At 68.9% G+C, this 18,768-nt stretch carries 13 protein-coding genes; 5 read left to right on the top strand and 8 right to left on the bottom strand.

All coding sequences use genetic code 11. The annotated features are described in order from the left end of the window. Positions 1-108: 108 nt before the first annotated feature. From GA0070604_RS05210 to GA0070604_RS05195, 4 genes are all read left to right on the top strand, one after another. On the top strand, positions 109-663 hold the full coding sequence (locus tag GA0070604_RS05210; RefSeq protein WP_244161764.1) for a hypothetical protein: 555 nt from the start codon (positions 109-111) through the stop codon (positions 661-663). Positions 664-800: 137 nt separating this feature from the next. After that, positions 801-1,850 (top strand): peptidoglycan-binding protein, encoded by a 1,050-nt coding sequence (locus GA0070604_RS05205; protein WP_091126913.1) that lies wholly within the window; start codon positions 801-803, stop codon positions 1,848-1,850. Beyond that, a complete protein-coding gene (locus GA0070604_RS05200; protein WP_091115008.1) occupies positions 1,847-2,542 on the top strand; it encodes an ABC transporter ATP-binding protein in 696 nt (231 codons plus the stop codon). The genes GA0070604_RS05205 and GA0070604_RS05200 overlap by 4 nt, the downstream gene beginning before the upstream one ends. Continuing rightward, positions 2,539-3,753 (top strand): ABC transporter permease, encoded by a 1,215-nt coding sequence (locus GA0070604_RS05195; RefSeq protein WP_091115004.1) that lies wholly within the window; start codon positions 2,539-2,541, stop codon positions 3,751-3,753. The genes GA0070604_RS05200 and GA0070604_RS05195 overlap by 4 nt, the downstream gene beginning before the upstream one ends. Positions 3,754-3,931: 178 nt before the next feature. On the opposite strand, the gene GA0070604_RS05190 is transcribed toward GA0070604_RS05195, so the two are convergent. Next, positions 3,932-5,197, bottom strand: coding sequence for a hypothetical protein (locus GA0070604_RS05190; protein ID WP_091115000.1), 1,266 nt, complete (start codon positions 5,195-5,197; stop codon positions 3,932-3,934). Positions 5,198-5,916: 719 nt separating this feature from the next. On the opposite strand from GA0070604_RS05190, the gene GA0070604_RS05185 reads away from it, so the two are divergent. Beyond that, positions 5,917-10,932 carry an ATP-binding protein gene (locus GA0070604_RS05185; RefSeq protein ID WP_244161762.1) on the top strand — a complete coding sequence of 1,672 codons (5,016 nt, stop codon included), beginning with the start codon at positions 5,917-5,919 and terminating at the stop codon, positions 10,930-10,932. Between the two features lie 194 nt (positions 10,933-11,126). Here the strand turns inward: GA0070604_RS05185 and GA0070604_RS05180 are convergent, their stop codons facing one another. The 7 genes from GA0070604_RS05180 to GA0070604_RS05150 all read right to left on the bottom strand — a co-directional run bounded on the left by GA0070604_RS05180 (position 11,127) and on the right by GA0070604_RS05150 (position 18,768). Further along, the gene (locus tag GA0070604_RS05180; RefSeq protein ID WP_244161761.1) at positions 11,127-13,559 is read right to left on the bottom strand and encodes a hypothetical protein; all 2,433 of its coding nucleotides are present in this window, start codon (positions 13,557-13,559) and stop codon (positions 11,127-11,129) included. Positions 13,560-13,839: 280 nt separating this feature from the next. After that, on the bottom strand, positions 13,840-14,295 hold the full coding sequence (locus tag GA0070604_RS05175; RefSeq protein ID WP_018800483.1) for an NUDIX hydrolase: 456 nt from the start codon (positions 14,293-14,295) through the stop codon (positions 13,840-13,842). Next, on the bottom strand, positions 14,292-15,413 hold the full coding sequence (locus GA0070604_RS05170; RefSeq protein ID WP_018800484.1) for a DegT/DnrJ/EryC1/StrS family aminotransferase: 1,122 nt from the start codon (positions 15,411-15,413) through the stop codon (positions 14,292-14,294). Before GA0070604_RS05170 ends, GA0070604_RS05175 begins: the two co-directional genes overlap by 4 nt. Next, positions 15,403-16,431 carry a zinc-dependent alcohol dehydrogenase gene (locus tag GA0070604_RS05165; RefSeq protein WP_018800485.1) on the bottom strand — a complete coding sequence of 343 codons (1,029 nt, stop codon included), beginning with the start codon at positions 16,429-16,431 and terminating at the stop codon, positions 15,403-15,405. Before GA0070604_RS05165 ends, GA0070604_RS05170 begins: the two co-directional genes overlap by 11 nt. A gap of 56 nt (positions 16,432-16,487) precedes the next feature. After that, entirely contained in the window at positions 16,488-17,093 is a 606-nt protein-coding gene (locus GA0070604_RS05160) for a deoxynucleoside kinase (protein ID WP_091114992.1), read from the bottom strand. Then, complete coding sequence (locus tag GA0070604_RS05155) at positions 17,093-18,007, bottom strand: SAM-dependent methyltransferase (protein ID WP_244161760.1); 915 nt, start codon at positions 18,005-18,007, stop codon at positions 17,093-17,095. Before GA0070604_RS05155 ends, GA0070604_RS05160 begins: the two co-directional genes overlap by 1 nt. 86 nt (positions 18,008-18,093) lie before the next feature. Beyond that, complete coding sequence (locus GA0070604_RS05150) at positions 18,094-18,768, bottom strand: GOLPH3/VPS74 family protein (protein ID WP_020217615.1); 675 nt, start codon at positions 18,766-18,768, stop codon at positions 18,094-18,096.

Here is an 18,768-nt window from a genome sequence, read left to right as displayed (position 1 = left end):
GTAACGCCGCCGTTAACGCCGACGGTTACGCCCCGGATACCGCCGTTGCGGTCGACTCGTCCCTGTCGGCCGGCGATCCGCGCCGGCCGGAGAGGAAGGAGTTGTGCCATGCGCCTACGGGCGTCGAGATCACTGCTCGTCCTGCCGATGCTGCTCGGGCTCGCGGTCACCGGCTGCGCGGGTACCGACCAGGACGGGGAGCAGGTGGCCACGGCCGGTGGCGGTGCCGCCGCCTCGCCCAGCGCCACCGTGGCGCAGGTCAGCGACGAGGACCGGCAGCGCGAGTTCGCCAAGTGCATGCGGGAGAACGGGATGCCCGACTTCCCGGATCCGGAGCCCGGCGAGGGCGGCAAATTCCGCGTCAAGATCCCGGCCGGACAGGACCGGGAGAAGGCGCAGGCGGCCATGGAGAAGTGCCGCAGCCTGATGCCCAACGGGGGCAAGCCGGTCAAGCTCGACCCGGAGCAGGTGGAGATGGTGCGCCAGCTCGCCAAGTGCATGCGGGAGAACGGGGTGCCGAACTTCCCGGACCCGGGCCCGGACGGCGCCCTCGAACTCACCGGCGACGCCGGCTTCGACCCGGAGAGCCCGTCGGTGCAGGCCGCGATGGAGAAGTGCCGGAAGGACGGCGGCGCACCGATGATCATGAAGAGGACCCAGTGAGCACGACGAGCGAGCCGGATCTGCGAGACCCGCAGTCGCGAGTGGAGGTGGGATCGCTGAGTGTCGACGCGACCGCGCCGGCCGGAGCCGCACCGGCGGGCGGCGGGCGGAAGCGACGTCGCCGTGCGCGTACCCCGTTGGTGATCGTCTCCGCGGTGGTGGTCGCCGCCGCCGCGGGGGCCGCGGTCGCGGTCGGGGCCGACGGGCGCACCGGGGGTACGGCGGCCAACGGCGGGCTGCCGCCGGCGACCGCCCAGGTCACCCGGCAGACCCTGGTCGACTCGGAGAGCTTCGACGGGGAACTCGGCTACGGCGCCACGCGCAGCGCGACGCTGCGCACCGCCGGCACCCTCACCTCGCTGGCCGCCACCGGCAGCCAGGTGACCCGGGGCAAGCCGCTGTTCGCGGTCGACAACGCCAAGGTGGTGCTGCTGTACGGCTCGCTGCCGGCGTACCGGACGCTGGGGCCCGGCATGTCCGGCGCCGACGTACGGCAGTTCGAGAAGAACCTGAAGGCGCTGGGCTACACCGGGTTCACCGCCGACGACGAGTACACCTCGGCCACCGCGGACGCGGTACGGCGCTGGCAGGAGGACCTGGGTCTACCCGAGACCGGCCGGGTCGAGCTGGGCCAGGTGGTCTACGCCGACGGGGCGGTCCGGGTGGACAGCCACAAGGCGGACGTCGGCGACCCGGCGCAGCCCGGCCAGGCGGTGCTCACCTACACGGGCACCGCCCGGGTGGTGACGGTCTCCCTCGCCGTCGACGACGAGCGGCTGGCGAAGCGGGGCGCCAAGGTGAACGTCTCGCTGCCCAACGGCAAGGACGTCACCGGGACGATCACCAACACCGAGACGGTCATCGAGGCCGGCAGCAGCGGGGCGGGCGGCGCCAGCGACCCCGAGACCAAGATCGAGGTCACCGTGACGGTGGCCGACCCGAAGGCCCTGACGGGCTTCGAGCAGGCCTCGGCCAAGGTGGCGTTCACCGCCGCCGAGCGCCGGGACGTGCTCACCGTGCCGGTCGCGGCGCTGCTGGCGCTGGCCGAGGGCGGGTACGGCGTACAACTGGTCGAGGGTTCCGCCACCCGGATCGTCGCCGTCGAGACCGGGCTGTTCGCGTCCGGCCGGGTGGAGGTCTCCGGTGCCGAGCTGGCCGAGGGAGCGACGGTGGGGATGCCGACGTGACCGCCGACGCGGTTGTCGAGCTGGCCGAGGTGAGCAAGGTCTACCCGGGCGGGGTACGAGCCGTCGACGGGGTCTCGCTGACCATCCGATACGGCGAGCTGGTCGCCATCGTCGGCCCTTCCGGGTCGGGCAAGTCGACCATGCTGCACCTGATCGGCACCCTGGACCGCCCCTCCTCCGGCCGGGTACGCATCGACGGGTACGACGTGGCGGGGCTCGGTGACCGTCAGCTCTCCGCGCTCCGGTCGTCCCGGATCGGCTTCGTCTTCCAGCAGTTCCACCTGGCCGCGAACGTGCCGGTGCGGGACAACGTGGCCGACGGGCTGCTCTATTCGGGCGTACCCCTGCGGGAGCGGCGGCGGCGCGCGGAGGCCACGCTGGTCCGGGTCGGCCTGGGGCACCGCCTCGACCACCGGCCGCACGAGCTGTCCGGCGGCGAGCGGCAGCGGGTGGCGATCGCCCGCGCGGTGGTGGGTGCGCCCGCGCTGCTGCTGGCCGACGAGCCGACCGGCAACCTGGACTCCGCGTCCGGTGCCGGGGTGCTGGCGTTGTTGCACGAGCTGCACGAGGCCGGGACCACCATCGTGGTGATCACCCACGACCTGGAGATCGCGGCCGAGCTGCCCCGGCGGGTGCAGATGCGGGACGGCCGGATCGTGGCCGACCAGCGCTCCCTGGGGGTGCCGGCATGACCGAGCGGAAGCCGGTACGGCTGGTGCCGGCCCGGATGCGGCCGCGGGACATCGTGCGGGTCGGCGGGGTCGGGTTGCGGACCCGGCCGCTGCGGGCCGTGCTGTCCGCGCTGGGCATCGCGATCGGGATCGCCGCCATGGTCTCGGTCGTCGGGATCTCCGCGTCGTCGCGGGCGGAGCTGGACCGCACGCTCGCCGAGCTGGGCACCAACCTGCTCACCGTCGCTCCGGGCAGCGGGCTCTTCGGCGGCGACGCCCAACTGCCGACCGAGTCGGTGGCGATGATCGGGCGGATCGGGCCGGTGCGGACCGTTGCCGCCACCGGGCTGCTCTCCGGTTCGAGGGTGTACCGGTCGGATCTGATCTCCCGTAGTGAGAGCGGTGGGATCGCCGCCCGGGCGGCCAGCCTGGAGCTGCGGGACACCGTGGGGCTGGAGGTGGTCAGCGGCACCTGGCTGAACGCTGCGACCGCCCGCTACCCGGCGGTGGTGCTCGGCGCCACCGCGGCCCGACGGCTCGGGATCGGTGCCGCCGGGCCGGACGTGCAGGTGCAGCTCGGCGGGCGCTGGTTCACCGTGGTGGGGATCCTGGCTTCCGCGCCGCTGGCTCCGGAGCTTGACCTGTCCGCGCTGGTGGGCTGGGACGCGGCGACGTCGTACCTCGGCTTCGACGGGCATCCGACCACGGTGTACGCCCGCACGGCGGACACCGCGGTCGAGGCGGTCCGGGCGGTGCTCGGCGCCACGGCGAACCCGGAGGCGCCGAACGAGGTGAAGGTGTCCCGGCCCTCCGACGCGCTCGCCGCGAAGCAGGCCACCGACGCGGCGTTCACCGGGCTGCTGCTCGGGCTCGGCGCGGTGGCCCTGCTGGTCGGTGGCGTCGGCGTGGCGAACACGATGGTCATCTCGGTGTTGGAACGCCGCCCGGAGATCGGCCTGCGCCGTTCGCTCGGCGCCACCCGCGGCCAGGTACGCACCCAGTTCCTGGCCGAGTCGCTGCTGCTGTCCGCCCTCGGCGGGCTCGGCGGGGTGCTGCTGGGCAGCGGGGTGACGGCGGGCTACGCGCTTTCCCAGTCGTGGCCGACGGTGGTGCCGCCGTGGGCGGTGGGCGGCGGGGTCGGTGCGACCCTGCTGATCGGTGCCCTCGCCGGGTTGTACCCGGCGATCCGGGCCGCCCGCCTCGCTCCGACCGAGGCGCTCGCCACGCCCTGACCAGGCGCTCGGCGAACTGGCGGGTTGTGGCCGATCACCGGCCACAACCCGCCGCTGTGGATGATCCACTCCCTGTCGCGCATGTGGTGGTCTCCAAGCCCACCGAGACCACCACATGCCGCACCCGGAGACGATCACTGCCGCACGCGCCATTCCGGGCCGGACGCCGGAGGGCTGGTCAGTGGCAGCGCCAGCGGACCGCCCGCATCTCGACGTCCTGCAGGTTCGGCTTCGTGTCGAGCTGGCCGCCGATCACCCGCCCGCCAGCGCTCACGCTCGTCGCGATCGCGCCGTACCGGCCGGTGCGCTCGTCGAGGTCCGGCAGCCGCACGAGCCCCGCGTCGGTCAGGAGTCCGACGTCGATGTGGTCGATCGAGCCGACCATCCAGCCCTCGCCGTTTCCGGCGTACATCATGATCTCGGCCGGCATCGGCACGTACTCGCCGCGGGCCAGGTGGTAGCGGACCGCATACACCTGCCGTTCGCTGCCCTTGTCCCGGAACGCCTTGCCGGTGATCCAACCGCCGTGGAAGGAAGCGGGTATGACGCCGTCCGCCGTACCGCCGGTCACCTGCGGTAGCGGCAGCAGCTCGGGTTTCCCGCCGGACCGCCAGACGGCCGTCTGGAACACGCGTCCCGCGCCGTTCTGGACCTTGCCGACGATCGTGCCGTCGGAGTCGACGCCGATGGCGATCCCCTCCCACGTCGGGCCGGGCAGCGGCAGGTCGACAGCCGTCTCGTCCGGCCCGGACCACAGCACCGGCAGCTGCCGCTCGCCGACCTGCCGGGCCCCGACGATCCGGCCGTCGTCGCTGATCGCTGTCGCCTCGCCCGCCGTCACTCCGCGCAGCCGGGTGACCTTGCCGGACCGCACCACGTACGGCTGCGGCCGGTCGCCGGCATACGCCACACCGACCGCGACGCCGGAGGGACTGATGTCGGCCAACCGCTGGTCGTTGCCGGGCATCTGCACCTCGCTGGCCCGGTCGCCGTCCCAGATGATCACCGGGTGCGACCCGCTGTCGTTCGGGTACGACCGGCCGAGCAGGTACCGGCCGGTCGAGTCGCCGCCGGTGACCAGACTCTTGCGGTACCCGTGCGGGACGGGCAGCAACTCGACCTTGCAGGTGCTCGGTGCCGCGGGGGTCGGCCGACGGCTGGCGTTGTCCGATCCCCCCGCCGACGGCGGAGGGTTGGCACCGGTCGACGCCCCCGGCGTCATCGCCAGCCCCGACTCGGCCGGGCGACCGGCCTGTACGGCCAGCGGCACCGCCACCATCGCGAGCGCCGCCACCCCGGCGACGGAGGCGGTGAGCGTACGGCGGTTACGCCGGCGGCGGCGTGCCTCGCGGATCGCGGTGGCCAGGTCCACCCGGGCCGGGCGGTCGGGTCCGTCGTCGAGTTCGCGCAGTAGTTCGGCGAACTTCTTCTCATCTGGCGTCAAGACATCGCTCCCGTCTCCATCAACTGCCGGTTGCCGAGCAGTCGGCGCATCGCGGCGAGGCCGTGCGCGGTCTGGCTTTTCACCGTAGTCAAGCGTCTATAAAAGCCAATTGGTTCCGGTATCCTCACTCGCCTGTCGGGAGCCGTCCACAGCAGCGGGTCAGCCGCTCGCCCGTCGCCAACCTACTGCCGATCCAGCCCCTCAGCTCATGCGGATGACCGGTGCCGTTTCGTCTCGGGCAGGGTCGAAGTCGGTGTCACGGCCGCGCGGTAGGGGTAGGGGCAGTTTTGGAGGGTGTTATTCCTGCGCGATGGCGGAGGCGTGCGGCGATGTTGCCGGCGCGTTCGAAGCCTCCGATCCTGGAATGTCTTGCCGCTCTCCAGCGGCTGGGGGGTGCCGGTGAAGCGGTGAACGCCGACGGAGAACAGCACGTCGTCAGGCGCTCGGTGGGTATGGAACGAGTGCTGCCTGATCTCGCCACATCAACTCAGCGAGCGGGTCAGGTTCGGGCGATCGTGCTGACATCTTCCGATTAGCCCTCTATTCGCTGAATGTAGGAAATGTTCGATGCGCTATCAATCTGAGGTCGTCCGTCCGGGTCGAGCAGGTCGAGCGCGTCGCCGACCCGGCTGAGCGTCACCGGTGCGGTCGGTCAGCAGCCCTAGAGTGGTGCGACGCGGTCCGGTGACCGGCCGCGGCAGCGCAACGCTGGAGATGTGATGAGTAGCTCGAATGAGGGTCCCGCGGACGCAGAGGCGTCGACGCGGACTGGCGTCAACACGTACTCCACCGGCGGAGGAGGGGTTTCCTTCGCCCGCCGCGTGGCCGCCACCTACCTCGCGAGCATGCTCACCGGCAGCCGCCGGAGAGAAACGGGCGAGCTCCCAGTCCGGTCGCTCGCGTTTCAGACCGGGCCCGCACATCCGGCCGACGACCTGCTCGTCGTTGCGGGCGATCACGACATCGAACTCGCCGTCGCTTGCCGGGCGACGCCCAACTTCGTCCCCAGTCACGAAGAGACCGTCAAACTGGTCGGGTCGCTGCTCGACGAGGTGGCCGCCCACCCCGACGGACGCGTCGCCGTCGCGGTCGCCGGGTGGAAGCCCGAATGGGAACAGGTTGCCAAGCTGTGCGACCTCGCCCGGGCGAACGGCGACGCCCACACCTTCCACACCGCCCTGGAGACAGATGGCCGTTGGTCGCAACCCACACGCGCCCGCTACCTCCACCTGCGTCGGATGGTCGCGATGCCCCTCGGGAAGGAGCCCGATGACACCGAGGTGAGAGAGCGGACCTGGGCTCTCCTCACCCGGCTGCACATCCTCGGTTTCAAGGTACAAAGCCCAGATGAGTCCGACTGGACCGCTGTGGCCAGCTCCTTGGACGGCATTGCCGCCGACGATGCCGACGGCGTCAGCCTGCGTGACCGTCTCGAGGTAAAAGCTGGCGATTACGACGTTCTCGGGGCCGTGGTCGACCTCAACCTGCTGCGATCCGACACCCACCTGCTCATCGACGCCCCAGCCACCCGCACCAAGCAGGCCTGGAACATCCTGCACCAGTATCGCATCATGGCGTTCGGCGCCGTACGCGGCAGCCTCGGCGCCGGCACCGATGGCGCGACGGAACTTGCGCTGCCGTTCGCCGAAAGACGCGCGAATCTTGCCGCCGAACTGCGGCGCGTCGCCTCCGACCACGGCGCGCTGGTCGTCACCGGTTCCTCGGGAACCGGCAAGAGTGCCCTGGTCCTGTCCACCGTCGCCGAACTCGAGACTGCCGAGCCCGGCGGCTTCGAAGCAGTCGTCGTCAACTTCCGCGAGCTGCCGAACACCAGCGTCGAACTCCAACACCTGCTCGGTACACCGCTCGGCCAGGTGATAGCCGAACTCTCGGCGCCACGCAGGGTCCTCGTCATCGACGCCGCCGACGCAGCGAACGAACGATCTGCCGGGCTGCTGCACCATCTGGTCACCGCCGCCTCGACGGCCGGAATGGGAATCGTCGCAGTCGCCGCCGACCCTGCTGCAGAGTTCGTCCGCGAGCAGTTGACCATCGCACGGCAAGGTTCCGCTCAGACCTTCCACGTCGCACCCCTGGACGACACCGACCTCGCCAAAGTTGCGCAACGGTTCCCCTTGCTACGCGGACTGCTGCGAAACCTGCCCGGCGCCTCCTTGCTCAGGCGCCTGGTCGTGCTCGACCTGCTCGCGCGAACCGGCGTCGCCCTCGATGGGCCAATGAGCGAATGGGACTGCCTCCAGGTCATTTGGAGCAAGGTTGTCCGCGGCGACGGACGCCCCGGCCACGGGTCACCACAGGCACGGGAAGAAGTCTTGCTCACGCTCGCAGCAGCCACACTCGCTGGTCCCGACAGGATGGTCGGCCCGAGCATCTTCGAATCCTCAGCGGTCGATGCTCTACGCGCCGACCACCTCCTGGCACCCCACAACGTCTACCGCCGGCAGCCACAGTTCGCACACGACGAAGTACGCCGCTACGCGACCGCCATCTGCCTCGTTCGCTCCGAACAGATTGTCGGCACGCTCAACGCCGCCGGGGTGCCGCGATGGGCGCTGTCTGCCGTCGCCCTCGCGTGTAAGGGTCACCTGGTCGACCCCGCACGCCAGCCCGAGCAGACCTTCGAGTCCCTGATCTCGGGCTTCAAGGATCTCGCCCGCGCACATGGCTCCCGGTGGGCGGATGTTCCGATCGAGGCGGTCCTGGAAACCTCGGCCGCGTATGAGTGCCTCAAGACCGCAACCGGCACCGCACCCGCTAATCTCGAGCTGGCTGACGTGCTGCGTGTGATCACGCAGCGGTTCACCTTCAACGGGGCCATCGATCCGTCAATCGGGGCACCGGTCGCACGACTTCTAATCGACCACGATGAGCCCTGGAACATCTCCACGCAGGCGTTCGAGGTCCTCACGAGCTGGCTCCAAGCCCTCATCGTCGTAGGTGAGCCGGCGGGCCACGCTCTTCGCGAAGCGCTCCGTATACGATTGTTGACCTTCTGGGAGCGGTTCCCGCCGGAAGAATCGACCGACGACGACGTACTGGGCTGGACAACCCGGGCAAGGCCCCGGCGACAGCGGAAGAACCTGGACTACCGGGTCACCGACGACGAGTTTGTCGAGACGTTGGCACTGCTCGGGCCCGACATAAACAGCGACGTCGAAGCCTGCCTGCAGACGCTGGCCGAAGATGCACCCGCTTACCTTGCTCCAGCGGTCGACGCACCCGTCAGCGCGCTGAGCATTGCCCGGCATGACCCCGAGCTGCTCGCCAGGCTTATGGAGGCCTACTACATCGACGAGGACACCGACGACCGGTGGGGCGACCACGGCGAAGGTATCCGCGATCATCAAGGGCGCTGGAAGGACTTCCCTCCGCCATTCGCCGCGTACTGGTTCGGAGGGTTTCTGCAGTTGCTCAGGAACGCATCACTGACCACTTCCATCCGAGTGCTGAACAACGTGCTGAACCACGCCGCCCGAGTCCGCGTGAAAATCACCTCACAACTGAACCGCGGTCGCGGCATGTCTGCGCCCGGGGAGGAGCTGGACACCACCGCAGAGACGGACGATGAGTCCTTGGGTGTCACACTGAACCTGACCGGCCAGCCCCGCCGGTACGTCGGCGATGGACAGGTATGGGCGTGGTATCGAGGAACATCCAGCGGCCCGTACCCCTGCATGAGCGCGCTGCAAGCCATGGAACGCCTCGCCGAGCAACTACTCGACTCGGGAGCCGGCCCAGACGTCATCATCCAGCGTCTCCTCGACGGCTGCGAGAACCTCGCGGTTCCGGGAATGCTGTACGGGCTGTTCGCCCGCAACATCGAAAAGGCGGACAACCAACTCGACCGATTCCTCGCCGAGCCCTCCATCTGGTTGCTTGAATTCAGCCGGACAATCAACGAACATGTCGGGTTCCGGGCGTCCCCCTCCGACGACCTCGCACACCCGGAGCGCCGCCGCTGGACCCCGCAGCAAGTGGCCGTCTGGCTCATGACCCATGCCCATGAGGCACGCCGCGCGGAACTGGGTGGCATCGGTGAACAGCTCGTCGCCAACGGCAGCCGGCAAGGTTTCAGACCAGATGAGACCATGCACTGGGCGGCCAACTTCGACGAAACCCGGTACCGGCTAACCCGGGACGGCGATCAGCTATACCTCGAGGTCGTTCCACCGCCCGAAGTCATCGCGGCCCAGGCCGACATCATCGCCCAACAAGAACAGAACCACGTAGTACTGCGCCTCCAAAACCGCTACTGGGCGTCAGCCAGGTCCGGTGACGGCTACGAGCCACCCACCGCCGCAGAGATCGCAGACGACCTGACCGCTGCGCAAGCCCTACTCGAAGCCCCCCAACACCACATGCGCCCGCACGACGCCGTCGCGCAGGTCGTGCGAACAGCCATCGAGCACGCCGCCAACGGGGAACCTGAAGCCCTCGGCGACAAGGGCGCGTTCGCCGTCGGGGTAGTGATGGCAGTTGCCGCCACATTCCTCGACTCCGCAGACCTACGCGACGAAGGCCAGTACTTCGACCTCGGCGCCGACCGGTCCGCCGCCCGCGCACTCCCCGCCCTACTCACGCCGGCACTCGCGCCCGCGCTGACCGAGGCGAACGTGGCAGTCGCCGACGTAACCAAGGTCGGGCTGGCCCTGGCCGGTAAAGCGCCGCTCGAAACCCGTCTCTTTCTCGCCCGCGGCTGCGACATAGTGTGGGCATCACCCTGTACCGACGGTGAGTGCATTCACACGACTGCGCTCGCGTGGGTCCTTGAAACAGCACGGCGTGCCGAGATCGGGCCCTGGAATGTCGACACCCAGTGTTGCGCTCGGGTGACGATCGAGGGCGATGTTACCGCGCGCCTGAAGGAACTCGACGGCGAATCGATCGACATCCCCGTCCTCGACCCTGCGATCCGCGCCCTGGGTGTCGCGGCAACGACCAGCCACTGCGTCACCAACGACGCCCAGCAGCTTCTCGCCGGTCTGCTAGCCGTCCAGCGGCGCGCCATGGTTCGGCATAAGGAGAAAGGCTGGAATGTCGACCATCGGGGGACGCACGCGCTCGTCGCGGCACGCGCCCTCCTGCAGTCCTATGCGGCCGACGCCAATCCGAGCCCGATCATCGATCACCTCGACGTTCTGCGCCACGACGCCTGGCTGTTGATGCACGCGCTCCATGGATTCGCGGCGGCCGGCGCCGAGAACGCCGCTCTGGCCAGGGCGGCGAAAGAGATATGGCCGGGCCTGCTGGTCCATGCCCTCACATACGCCGAGGGCCAGCCTAACGTCTACCGTGAGCGGACCTGGGGAGCCTGGGCTGCCGCCGCTCTGCTGCCCTACCCGCTGTCGTGGACGCAGGGGCTGTACAACGAATTGTCTGGCCCACCCATCGACTGGGTCGCTCCCCCTTCGCTGACGGACCTGGTGAATCGGTGGCTGCCGGTCGGTATGGGAGAAGCGCGTTGTCTCGATGCGCTCATCCGGCTCGTCCGTAAGCTGCCGGCCGCAGAGCAAGCCACCCGGGGGCTCGCCTGGGTTGCCGGCCTGTGCATTCAAGATGGCCGAGTCACGATCAACCGATCGACGTCGTCTAACGAATGGTTGACCGCGGTCCGTGCAACAGCCGAGGAGCACGACACACTCGCACAATGGCAGGCCTTGATCGATGCTCTCGTGGTCGCCGGGAATTCAGGTCTCGCTGCGTACAGCACCTAATCGCCGCAATGCGGTCAACGGCCATGCGTAGGCGTTGGTCAAGCACTTGGGGCATCGGCTGGGCAGATTTACCGTCAGATGACGTGCTCTCATCGGCTGCTTCGCGCGCTCTATCCGCGGCAGGTCCGGATGAACCAAGAGCGGTCGCATGACAGGGTAATGTCACCGCGCTGGTTGACCTATGTGCAACATGTTCAGCGGCGCCGGCGGTTCTTCTTTCCCCGCTTGCCGCGCAACTGCCTGGTGGTGCGTCGTGCACTCGGAGGAACCTTGTTGAAGGTGGCCGCGAGGCTTCGCAGCGGGGTGACCTTGATCGCGGCGTCTCGGTCGGCAGTCCGAGGTTGGGGCTCACTGCGGTAGCGAGACCCACTCAGCGACCCGTCGGTCTCGTACAGCAGCAGCATTGACCGGCTCGACCGGGTCTGGTACTGCTTCGCGTCTATGTACTCGGGGAGGTGGTCGATGCTTGCCCCTTCAGGCACGGCCGCTGCAGTAAGCAGCCAGGGCCCGGCACTGGTGGTGCCGTGAGTGGTCAGGCTGCGCTCGATGTGGCCGCCACGCGCCTGGTGGCACTGCTCCTTCAGTTTCTTCCCGATGTCGCGTTGCGCGCTGTCGCTCAGACCGACCAGGTCGGCGCCGAACCGAAGCCATCCGGGTGATTTGGCCGACTCGCTCGCCGCCAGGTACTGCTCGACCCACGGCTCCTCCTGTCGGATCGGCTTGGGAGCATGAGCGTGTGAGAGGCCTTCGCGGCTGTAGAACCACGCATCCAGCGGGTCAGTAAGAGTGCCGAGCCGTACGCGGGACTGCTCCTCGTAGCGGCGCATGTCGGACGCCTTGATGGGCCTGTCGATTGGGAGTTGGGCCGCGACGTCCCGCGGGTCGGGCTCGAAGTACATACCTCCGGTGAGGAACCACATGAACATGTCGAGTTCGTCGACGCCGTTCACCATTGTTGCGAGCTTCCGGCCGCGGCGACGCCGCAGGTACTCGAGGAACTGAGCGGAGTGGTCGATCGTGCGGCTTATGACGATCAGGTCGTGCATGCTCACGATCCACGGCACCTCGTCGGTGTCGATGATGCCCTTGTGCGCGAGCTCGTTCATCGACAGCGACAGCGGGCCCATATCGTCGAGCATCACAATAATCGAGTGGACCTCCCTGACCGACGCCAGGTCAATCCACTCACCGTCGACGCTCCACACCCCCTGGTTGGTGCGGATCAGGTTGGTCAACCGGTCCGCCTGCTCGTTGCCCTCCTTGAGGGTCTTCTGCAAGTCTGAGGCCAACCGCTTGGCGTTGCCGCCGCGGGCCTTCTCTGTGACGGACCCCGCCTTCACCTCGACGCACAAGGCGACACCGTCGACGACGAACAGCAAGTCCGACTCGAACTCCCGGGTCTGGACGCCCGTCCGGTCGGCGTCTTTGCCCAGGCTTGCCGTGTGGTCAGTGGAGACCGGGCCGATGTACTTCTGCCCCTCCCAGCGGGGCTCGACTCCGGCAAGCAGCTTGCTCAGCGCGGCAGCCGCCTTCGACTCGGAGTACGCGGCCCGCCGCCCGTCGTACTTCGACCACGCCTTGCCTGCACTTCCGCGCTTTCCGGCGGCGGCCGCGGCGAGCCCACGCTCGATGTTGCGGCGCAGTTCGTCTTCACCCAGAAACCCGTTGAGGATGAGGTACTCGCCGTCGTCCGCGATGCACCCCCACGGCACCACACGCTCCCCCTGCGCGAACCTGATGACCGGGTTAGCCTCACTATCCGCTGGCCGGGAGGTGCTGAAATACTCCAGGACTGCCTTCGCCGTCGACTCCTCGACTCCGGCACGGCCTGCGGCCTCGACGGCCGACACAGCCCCGAACAGCCGGCACTCGTTCATCATGAGATTCATGTCGCGCCCGAACGCGTCGGCGTCGATGTCCTCGATGCCGGCACCGGACTGAACGGCGTCCCCGACGCGGTCGCGCGCCCCGAAGAACCGCTCGTTTAGCAGGGCCACCGACGCCTCGCGTACGGCCCGGATGTCGTCGAGGGTGAACCCGAGGGTGTTCGCCATGACGGTGGCAACGGTTGGGTCACCCAAGAGCCCGGTGTTCAGTTCCTTCGCGATCGACTCGTACTGCCGTCCGCGGACCGAGAGCTCGTACCCCATGAACTCGCCCGCGAGAGCGCCGAGCGGCTGATCTACACGCTGACCCTGCAAGACGGCGCGCGTCTGGGCGGCCCTCACGATGTCGGCCGCCAGACCTAGTGCCTTCCCGGGGTTGGGCTGCCCCGAGTTCTCCCCAGTGAGCGGCTGCCGGGGCAACCCCATGCCTAGGAGCGTGAGTGCGATGACGTCCTGAGCTGCTTGAGAGTTTTCGACCTGGCTCTGGCTTTCGCGCATTTCGCTGAAGTCCCACGGCCCCACCGCGAAACGAAGGAACGCGAGCGTGTCGAACGAGTCGTACCCATGCAGGCACTTCTCAAGCGCAAGGCGAGCGGACGCGATCGCCTCCCCGAGACGAGTGAGGAGATCGTCAACATTGGACGCGTTCTGGGACAACTGGCGGATATAGGCCGCGGCTCGGGTGAGGCTACCCGTCACGCCGCTGCCTACGACCTCCACCCGTCCGTACTCGGAGTTCACGGCCCCAGTATGACGGCTCCCACCGACATCAAAGTCTATCAATTCCGACATCTTCGGGCGGGCTGGGATCTGACCTTGACCTGCTCGGCGACCCCGCCTCATCGAACGGCTCCCGTTAGCCACCGCCCTGACCGGGCAGCCCCCGACACCCTCAACCCTTACCGGCGGCGGCTTGGTGCCTGGGATGGGCCCGCATGAATCTGTGCGCCGCGCCGGGCGAGACTGCGGAGGACGCCCGGTATCCTGCGGCGTCCTCCGCTTCATTGCCCCTTGGGGTTCCTCAAGCTGGCTGGGGAATCAGCCGGGCGGCTTCAGAGACGAGCGCGGGGAGTTCGGCGGGCGTGCGCAGAGCCGCGATGTTCTCCACGGGTACCCACCGTGCGCCGCCAACCTCTTCGACCTGCGCCACCAGGTCGCCGCCGGCTGCCTGGCAGACGTAGACGAAGTCAATGTGTCGATGCGGTCCGACCTTGCGGTCTTCGATGTCCATCTCGATGATGGCGAACGGGCTCGGAATGCTTCGTACGGCGGGGTGCCGGAACGGCTGCGGACCGAGGATGTCGGCAATGATCCCGGTCTCCTCGTGGACTTCGCGGAGTGCCGCTTCGGCGGGGTCTTCGTTGGGGTCGACGTGTCCGCCGGGGTACAGCCACAGGTCGATCTTGTTGTGGTGCACGAGCAGGACGTGGCCCTCGTCGTTGAAGACGATGGCTGAGCTGGTGAAATGGCGGATCATGCTCGGGTTTCTCCCTGGGCGATCTGGGCTACGCGGTCGGCCATCCACGCTACGGTCGCGTCCGTCATTCCGGGGTGAACGGGGAGCTGCACGGTGGTCGTGGCGAGGTGTTCGGCGTTGGGGCACTGGTTGGCGTAGGGCTGGAAGATGGGCTGGTGGTACAGCGGCCGGTAGCGCCACCGGATCGAGTCGGGTGGGAGTCCGGCGGCTTCGAACGCGGCGGCGACTTGGGGGATGCGGTCCTTGATGGTGAGGACGAGGTTGTAGTAGTTCGGCTTGTCCTGGACGCCGTACGGCAGTTCCCGCAGCAGGCCGCCGGGAGGCAGCGCGGCGAGGATGCGTTGGGCGTTGCGGCGGCGTCGGTCGAGTTGACCGTCGAGGAGCTTGAGACGGCGCAGGCCGATGGCGGCCAGGGGGCCGGCGAGCTTGTAGTTGACGCCGTGGGTGGTGCCGCGCAGGTGGCCGAGGTGGGTGTACCAGTCGATGCACTCGCCGAGTTCCTCGTCGTCGGTGAGGATGAAGCCCCCCTCCCCGGTGGATAGGAGCTTGCGGTCGTGGGTGGAGAAGCAGCCGACTGCGCCGTGGGTGCCGGCGAACTGGTTGCCGACTCGGGTGCCGTGGGCTTGGCATGCGTCCTCGATGACCGGCACTCCCGCCTGGGCGAGGATGTCTGTGCTGGCTCGCTCGTCGTTGGGGTAGCCCCAGAGCGGCAGCGTGATGGCGGCGCGGGTGCGTCCGGTGAGCTTGCGCTGGATGTCGGCGGGGTCGAGGGCGAGGGATTCGGGCAGGGTATCGACGGGGACGGGTGTGGCCCCGCAGGTGAGTACCGGCATGGCGGTCGGCAGAGGCGCGGTGGCCGGAACGAGGACCTCGGTGCCGGGGCGGGCGCCGAGGGCGATGAGCGCGGCGTGCAGCGCGGAGGTTCCCGAATTGACGGCGATGGCGCGGCGGGCGCCGAAGCGCTTGGCGAGCGCCTGTTCGTAGATGGCGAGTACGGGGGCGCCGCCGGAGAGACGGCCGTCGTCGAGCGTGGCCCGGATTTCGTCGAGTTCACCGCAGGGCGCAGGGGTGTACCGGTCGTCAACGGGGTTGAGGACGTCGTGGCCGCTACTTGCCATAGGTGAGCACCACCTTGATGGTCTCCTCGGGACGCTGGGCGATCAGGCGGTACGCCTTGGCCGCCTCGCTGAAGGGAAAGCGGTGGGTCACCAGGCTGTCGACATGAACGTGCCCACTGATGACCAGGTCTCGGGCTGAGGCGCTGAGTCGGGGCAGGTCCCAGGCGGGGTAGGCGCGCTGTGGACAGCCGTTGACGGTCATGGAGGAGACCAGGGTGATGCGGTTGCGGTGGTACTCCTCGCCGAGCCGTAGGCCGTCCTGGTCGCCATGGTAGGAGGCGACCGTCGCGACCCGGCCGCCCACCCGGACGCAGCGGATCGCCTCGTGCAGGCCGCGGTAGGAGCCGGAGGCTTCGATGGCGACGTCCGCGCCCTGGGGGCCGCAGAGCTTGCGGACCTGTACGGCGACATCGTCAGCGGTAGCGGCGTGTACGGGTGTGATGCCGAGGGAGTCGGCGGTGTCCAGACGCAGCGGGTAACGGTCCACCCCGATGACCTTGGCGGCTCCGGCGAGCCGCGCGAGCTGGCCGGCGAGAAGGCCGACGGTGCCGAGCCCGACCACGACGACGGTGTCGCCGAGGCGTACCTCGGCGTCGTGGACGCCGCCGAGGGCGACGCGCGCCAGGATGAAGAAGACCGCGCGTTCGGCGTCGATGCCAGTCGGTAACCGGCTCGATGCGGCGGCGTCTGCGGGGATGATGTGCGCGGTGCCGTGCGGGCGGTCGAGAGTGACGAGGTCGCCGATGTTGACTTTGCCGACAGCGGCCTCACCGACGGCGGTGACCCGCGCGATGGTCTCGTAGCCGGGCGCTACCGGAAAGTCCCTGCCGGCACCGTCGAGGAAGATGCGTCGCTGCGGGTCCCACGACCGGTGCAGCGCGGCGGCGTCTCCGGCTACCCAAGCCATCTCGGTGCCGTGGCTGATGCCGGAAACGACCGATTCGGCGTAGACGTCGTCGAGGCCGAGTGCGGGCAGGTGCTCACGGACGATCTCCACCTGGCCCGGACCGGTGATCATGATCCTGCTGCAGGGAGGCGCGTGGGCCGTGCGGGGTTGTGCGACGTCGGTTTCGGTCATGACCTCTCCAGGGCTGGTAGGCGGGCAAGGAGCGCGTCGACGTCTTCGTCGTTGAAGGCGTCGAATTCGCTGGTGTCGAGTCGGATGATTCGGCTGGCGTAGTCACCGAGCGGTGTGTCGAAGGCTCGGGTGAGGTGTTCGAGGTAGGCGGTGGACAGCGCGGATTCCATGGGTCTGCCGCGTTGCGCGATCCGGCGTGCCAGGACCGACGCCGGTGCGGTCAGGGCGATGAGAAGGTCGGGTCGTGCGGCGGCGTCGCTCCAGGTGGCGCAGGTCTTCCTCACCCGACTGGCGTCCTCGGGCGGCAGGGTGGTGTGGGCGAAGATGACCTGCTGCGCCATGGACCAGTCCGCCACGACGGGGGTGCCGTGCGCGAGCAGGTCGTGGATCTCGCGAAGTTGCGCGACGCGCAGCGCCAGGAAGGTGAACTCGACCTGGAGAGCCAGGGCCACTGGGCAGGTCTTCCCGGAGGCGTAGAGCTTCGGTAGAGCGGGGTTGTTGACGAACGGGTCGCGCATCAGACGCGCTCCGAGACGCTCGGCGAGTCGCTGTGCGAGGGTCGTCTTGCCGGCACCCGTCGGCCCGGCGAGTCCGATGAACATCAGCGCCTGCCCGATGGCCGGGATGCCCTTTGCCCGGCCGGTTCTGACCTTGGCTGTTCCGTCATGACAGCGGGTCCTTTCATGCCAACTCCGGCGAGGAAGGGGCTCGCCGACGACCCTTCCGCCGGGAGGTGGTCCCCGGGGTCGGGGCGCCAGTGAGACACCGGGACGAGTACGGCGCCGCCTGGGCGCGACGCTGCGCCAGGTTGGGGCGCGACCATGGCGAAGTCACCGAACAGCGCCTGGACATCGGCGAGGTGGCGGAGTTGCAGTGGAGTGGGGGTGCGCTGGTACAGCCGCTGGACCTCCTCGGTCTGGCTGGTGGCCGTGCCGGAGGTCGCGTGGGAGATGACGAGGGCGCTGCCGGGACTCGCCGCGGCGCGGAAGGGTTCCACGATGGCGTTGACGTCGCCGGGGATGAAGTGCAGGACCGAGACGAACAGGATGGCCACCGGGCGGGCAAGGTCGATCAGCCGCTGGGTGGCGGGGTTGTCGAGAATGAAGTCCGGGAAGCAGATGTCGGCTTGGATGACATCGACTCGCGGGTCGACGCCCAGCAGGGCCCTGGCATGCGCCACGGCCACCGGCTCGACGTCGACGTAGAGGACCCGCGCGTCGGCGTTGACGGAGTGGGCGATGTCGTGGACGTTGCCGACGGTCGGTATGCCTGAGCCGAGGTCGATGAACTGGCGTATGCCCTGCTGCAGCGCGTATCGGACGGAGCGGCGCAGGAACGCTCGGTTGGCGCGGGCAGCGTCAGCGACGTGGGGTGCGACGGCGAGGACCGCGTCGGCTGCTTGACGGTCGGCTGCGAAGTTGTGGCTGCCGCCGAGGAAGTAGTCGTACATCCGCGCGGCGTTCGGGCGGCTCAGATCAAGCTCGGCGGGCGCCCAGCTCATCGCCTCAGTTCCCATGGTCGTTCCCCTGGTGCCGACTGGGGCGCTCGTGATCGCCCTCGGTGGTGGTGGCTGCCCGCTGCTTGTGGCGGTGTCGTGGGTGCTCATCGGTACACCGATACGGCGGTCTCGCCGATGAGGTCTTCGACGGCGCAGATGATCTTTTCGGTGGCGGGTGTGTGGTGTCCGGCGCGGGTTAGCATCTGGCGGAGCCGGTCGCGTAGGTCGGTGTCGAAGCCGTCGAGGTACAGCTCGGATTCGAGTCGCAGGGCCCGTAGTAGACCGGCGAGAGCGTCGGTCTGCAGGTCGGGGTCGTCGTAACCGAGGACGCCGTATCGCAGCCGCCCACGGACGCGGTGAATGACCGCAGGGTCTGTCGGCGGGTACGCGGTGACCCGGCCGAGCATGCGGCGTCTGGTGACCTGTTCGACAAGGCCGCCGGCGATGAGTCCCGCAGTGACCTTGTCGTAGGCGTGCTCGCCGAGCAGCCGCACGGCCTCACGGACGGACAGCGAACGGTGGTGGCGGGCCAGGAATGTCAGCGCCCAGTCGGCGACCGGGTCGCCGGTGGGTTGCCGGTGCACGGCGATGGCAGCGTCGCCGACGACGCGGACCCGCTCGATCGGCGCAACCAGGCTGGTGAGGATAGCCCCGGCCAGCGCGAGCGACAGGGATGGCAGGTGAGCCAGCGGAGCGCCGCTGTCGTTGTGGGTCAGCACGAACAGCTCGACGCGCAGCGGGAGGCGGACCGGTGGTGTGTCGAAGGCGGCGTGGCTCAT

This window comes from Micromonospora eburnea, assembly GCF_900090225.1.
Classification (GTDB): domain Bacteria; phylum Actinomycetota; class Actinomycetes; order Mycobacteriales; family Micromonosporaceae; genus Micromonospora; species Micromonospora eburnea.
Note: the sequence above shows the minus strand (reverse complement) of the source record. Positions and strands in the feature narration are given on the sequence as shown.

Bases quoted from the DNA above. Each gene is read 5' to 3' on its own strand.
- GA0070604_RS05210 (WP_244161764.1), top strand. From the start codon at position 109: ATGCGCCTACGGGCGTCGAGATCACTGCTCGTCCTGCCGATGCTGCTC.
- GA0070604_RS05195 (WP_091115004.1), top strand. From the start codon at position 2,539: ATGACCGAGCGGAAGCCGGTACGGCTGGTGCCGGCCCGGATGCGGCCG.
- GA0070604_RS05185 (WP_244161762.1), top strand. From the start codon at position 5,917: ATGAGTAGCTCGAATGAGGGTCCCGCGGACGCAGAGGCGTCGACGCGG.
- GA0070604_RS05175 (WP_018800483.1), bottom strand. From the start codon at position 14,295: ATGATCCGCCATTTCACCAGCTCAGCCATCGTCTTCAACGACGAGGGC.
- GA0070604_RS05170 (WP_018800484.1), bottom strand. From the start codon at position 15,413: ATGGCAAGTAGCGGCCACGACGTCCTCAACCCCGTTGACGACCGGTAC.
- GA0070604_RS05165 (WP_018800485.1), bottom strand. From the start codon at position 16,431: ATGATCACCGGTCCGGGCCAGGTGGAGATCGTCCGTGAGCACCTGCCC.
- GA0070604_RS05160 (WP_091114992.1), bottom strand. From the start codon at position 17,093: ATGTTCATCGGACTCGCCGGGCCGACGGGTGCCGGCAAGACGACCCTC.
- GA0070604_RS05155 (WP_244161760.1), bottom strand. From the start codon at position 18,007: ATGGGAACTGAGGCGATGAGCTGGGCGCCCGCCGAGCTTGATCTGAGC.
- GA0070604_RS05150 (WP_020217615.1), bottom strand. From the start codon at position 18,768: ATGAGCCACGCCGCCTTCGACACACCACCGGTCCGCCTCCCGCTGCGC.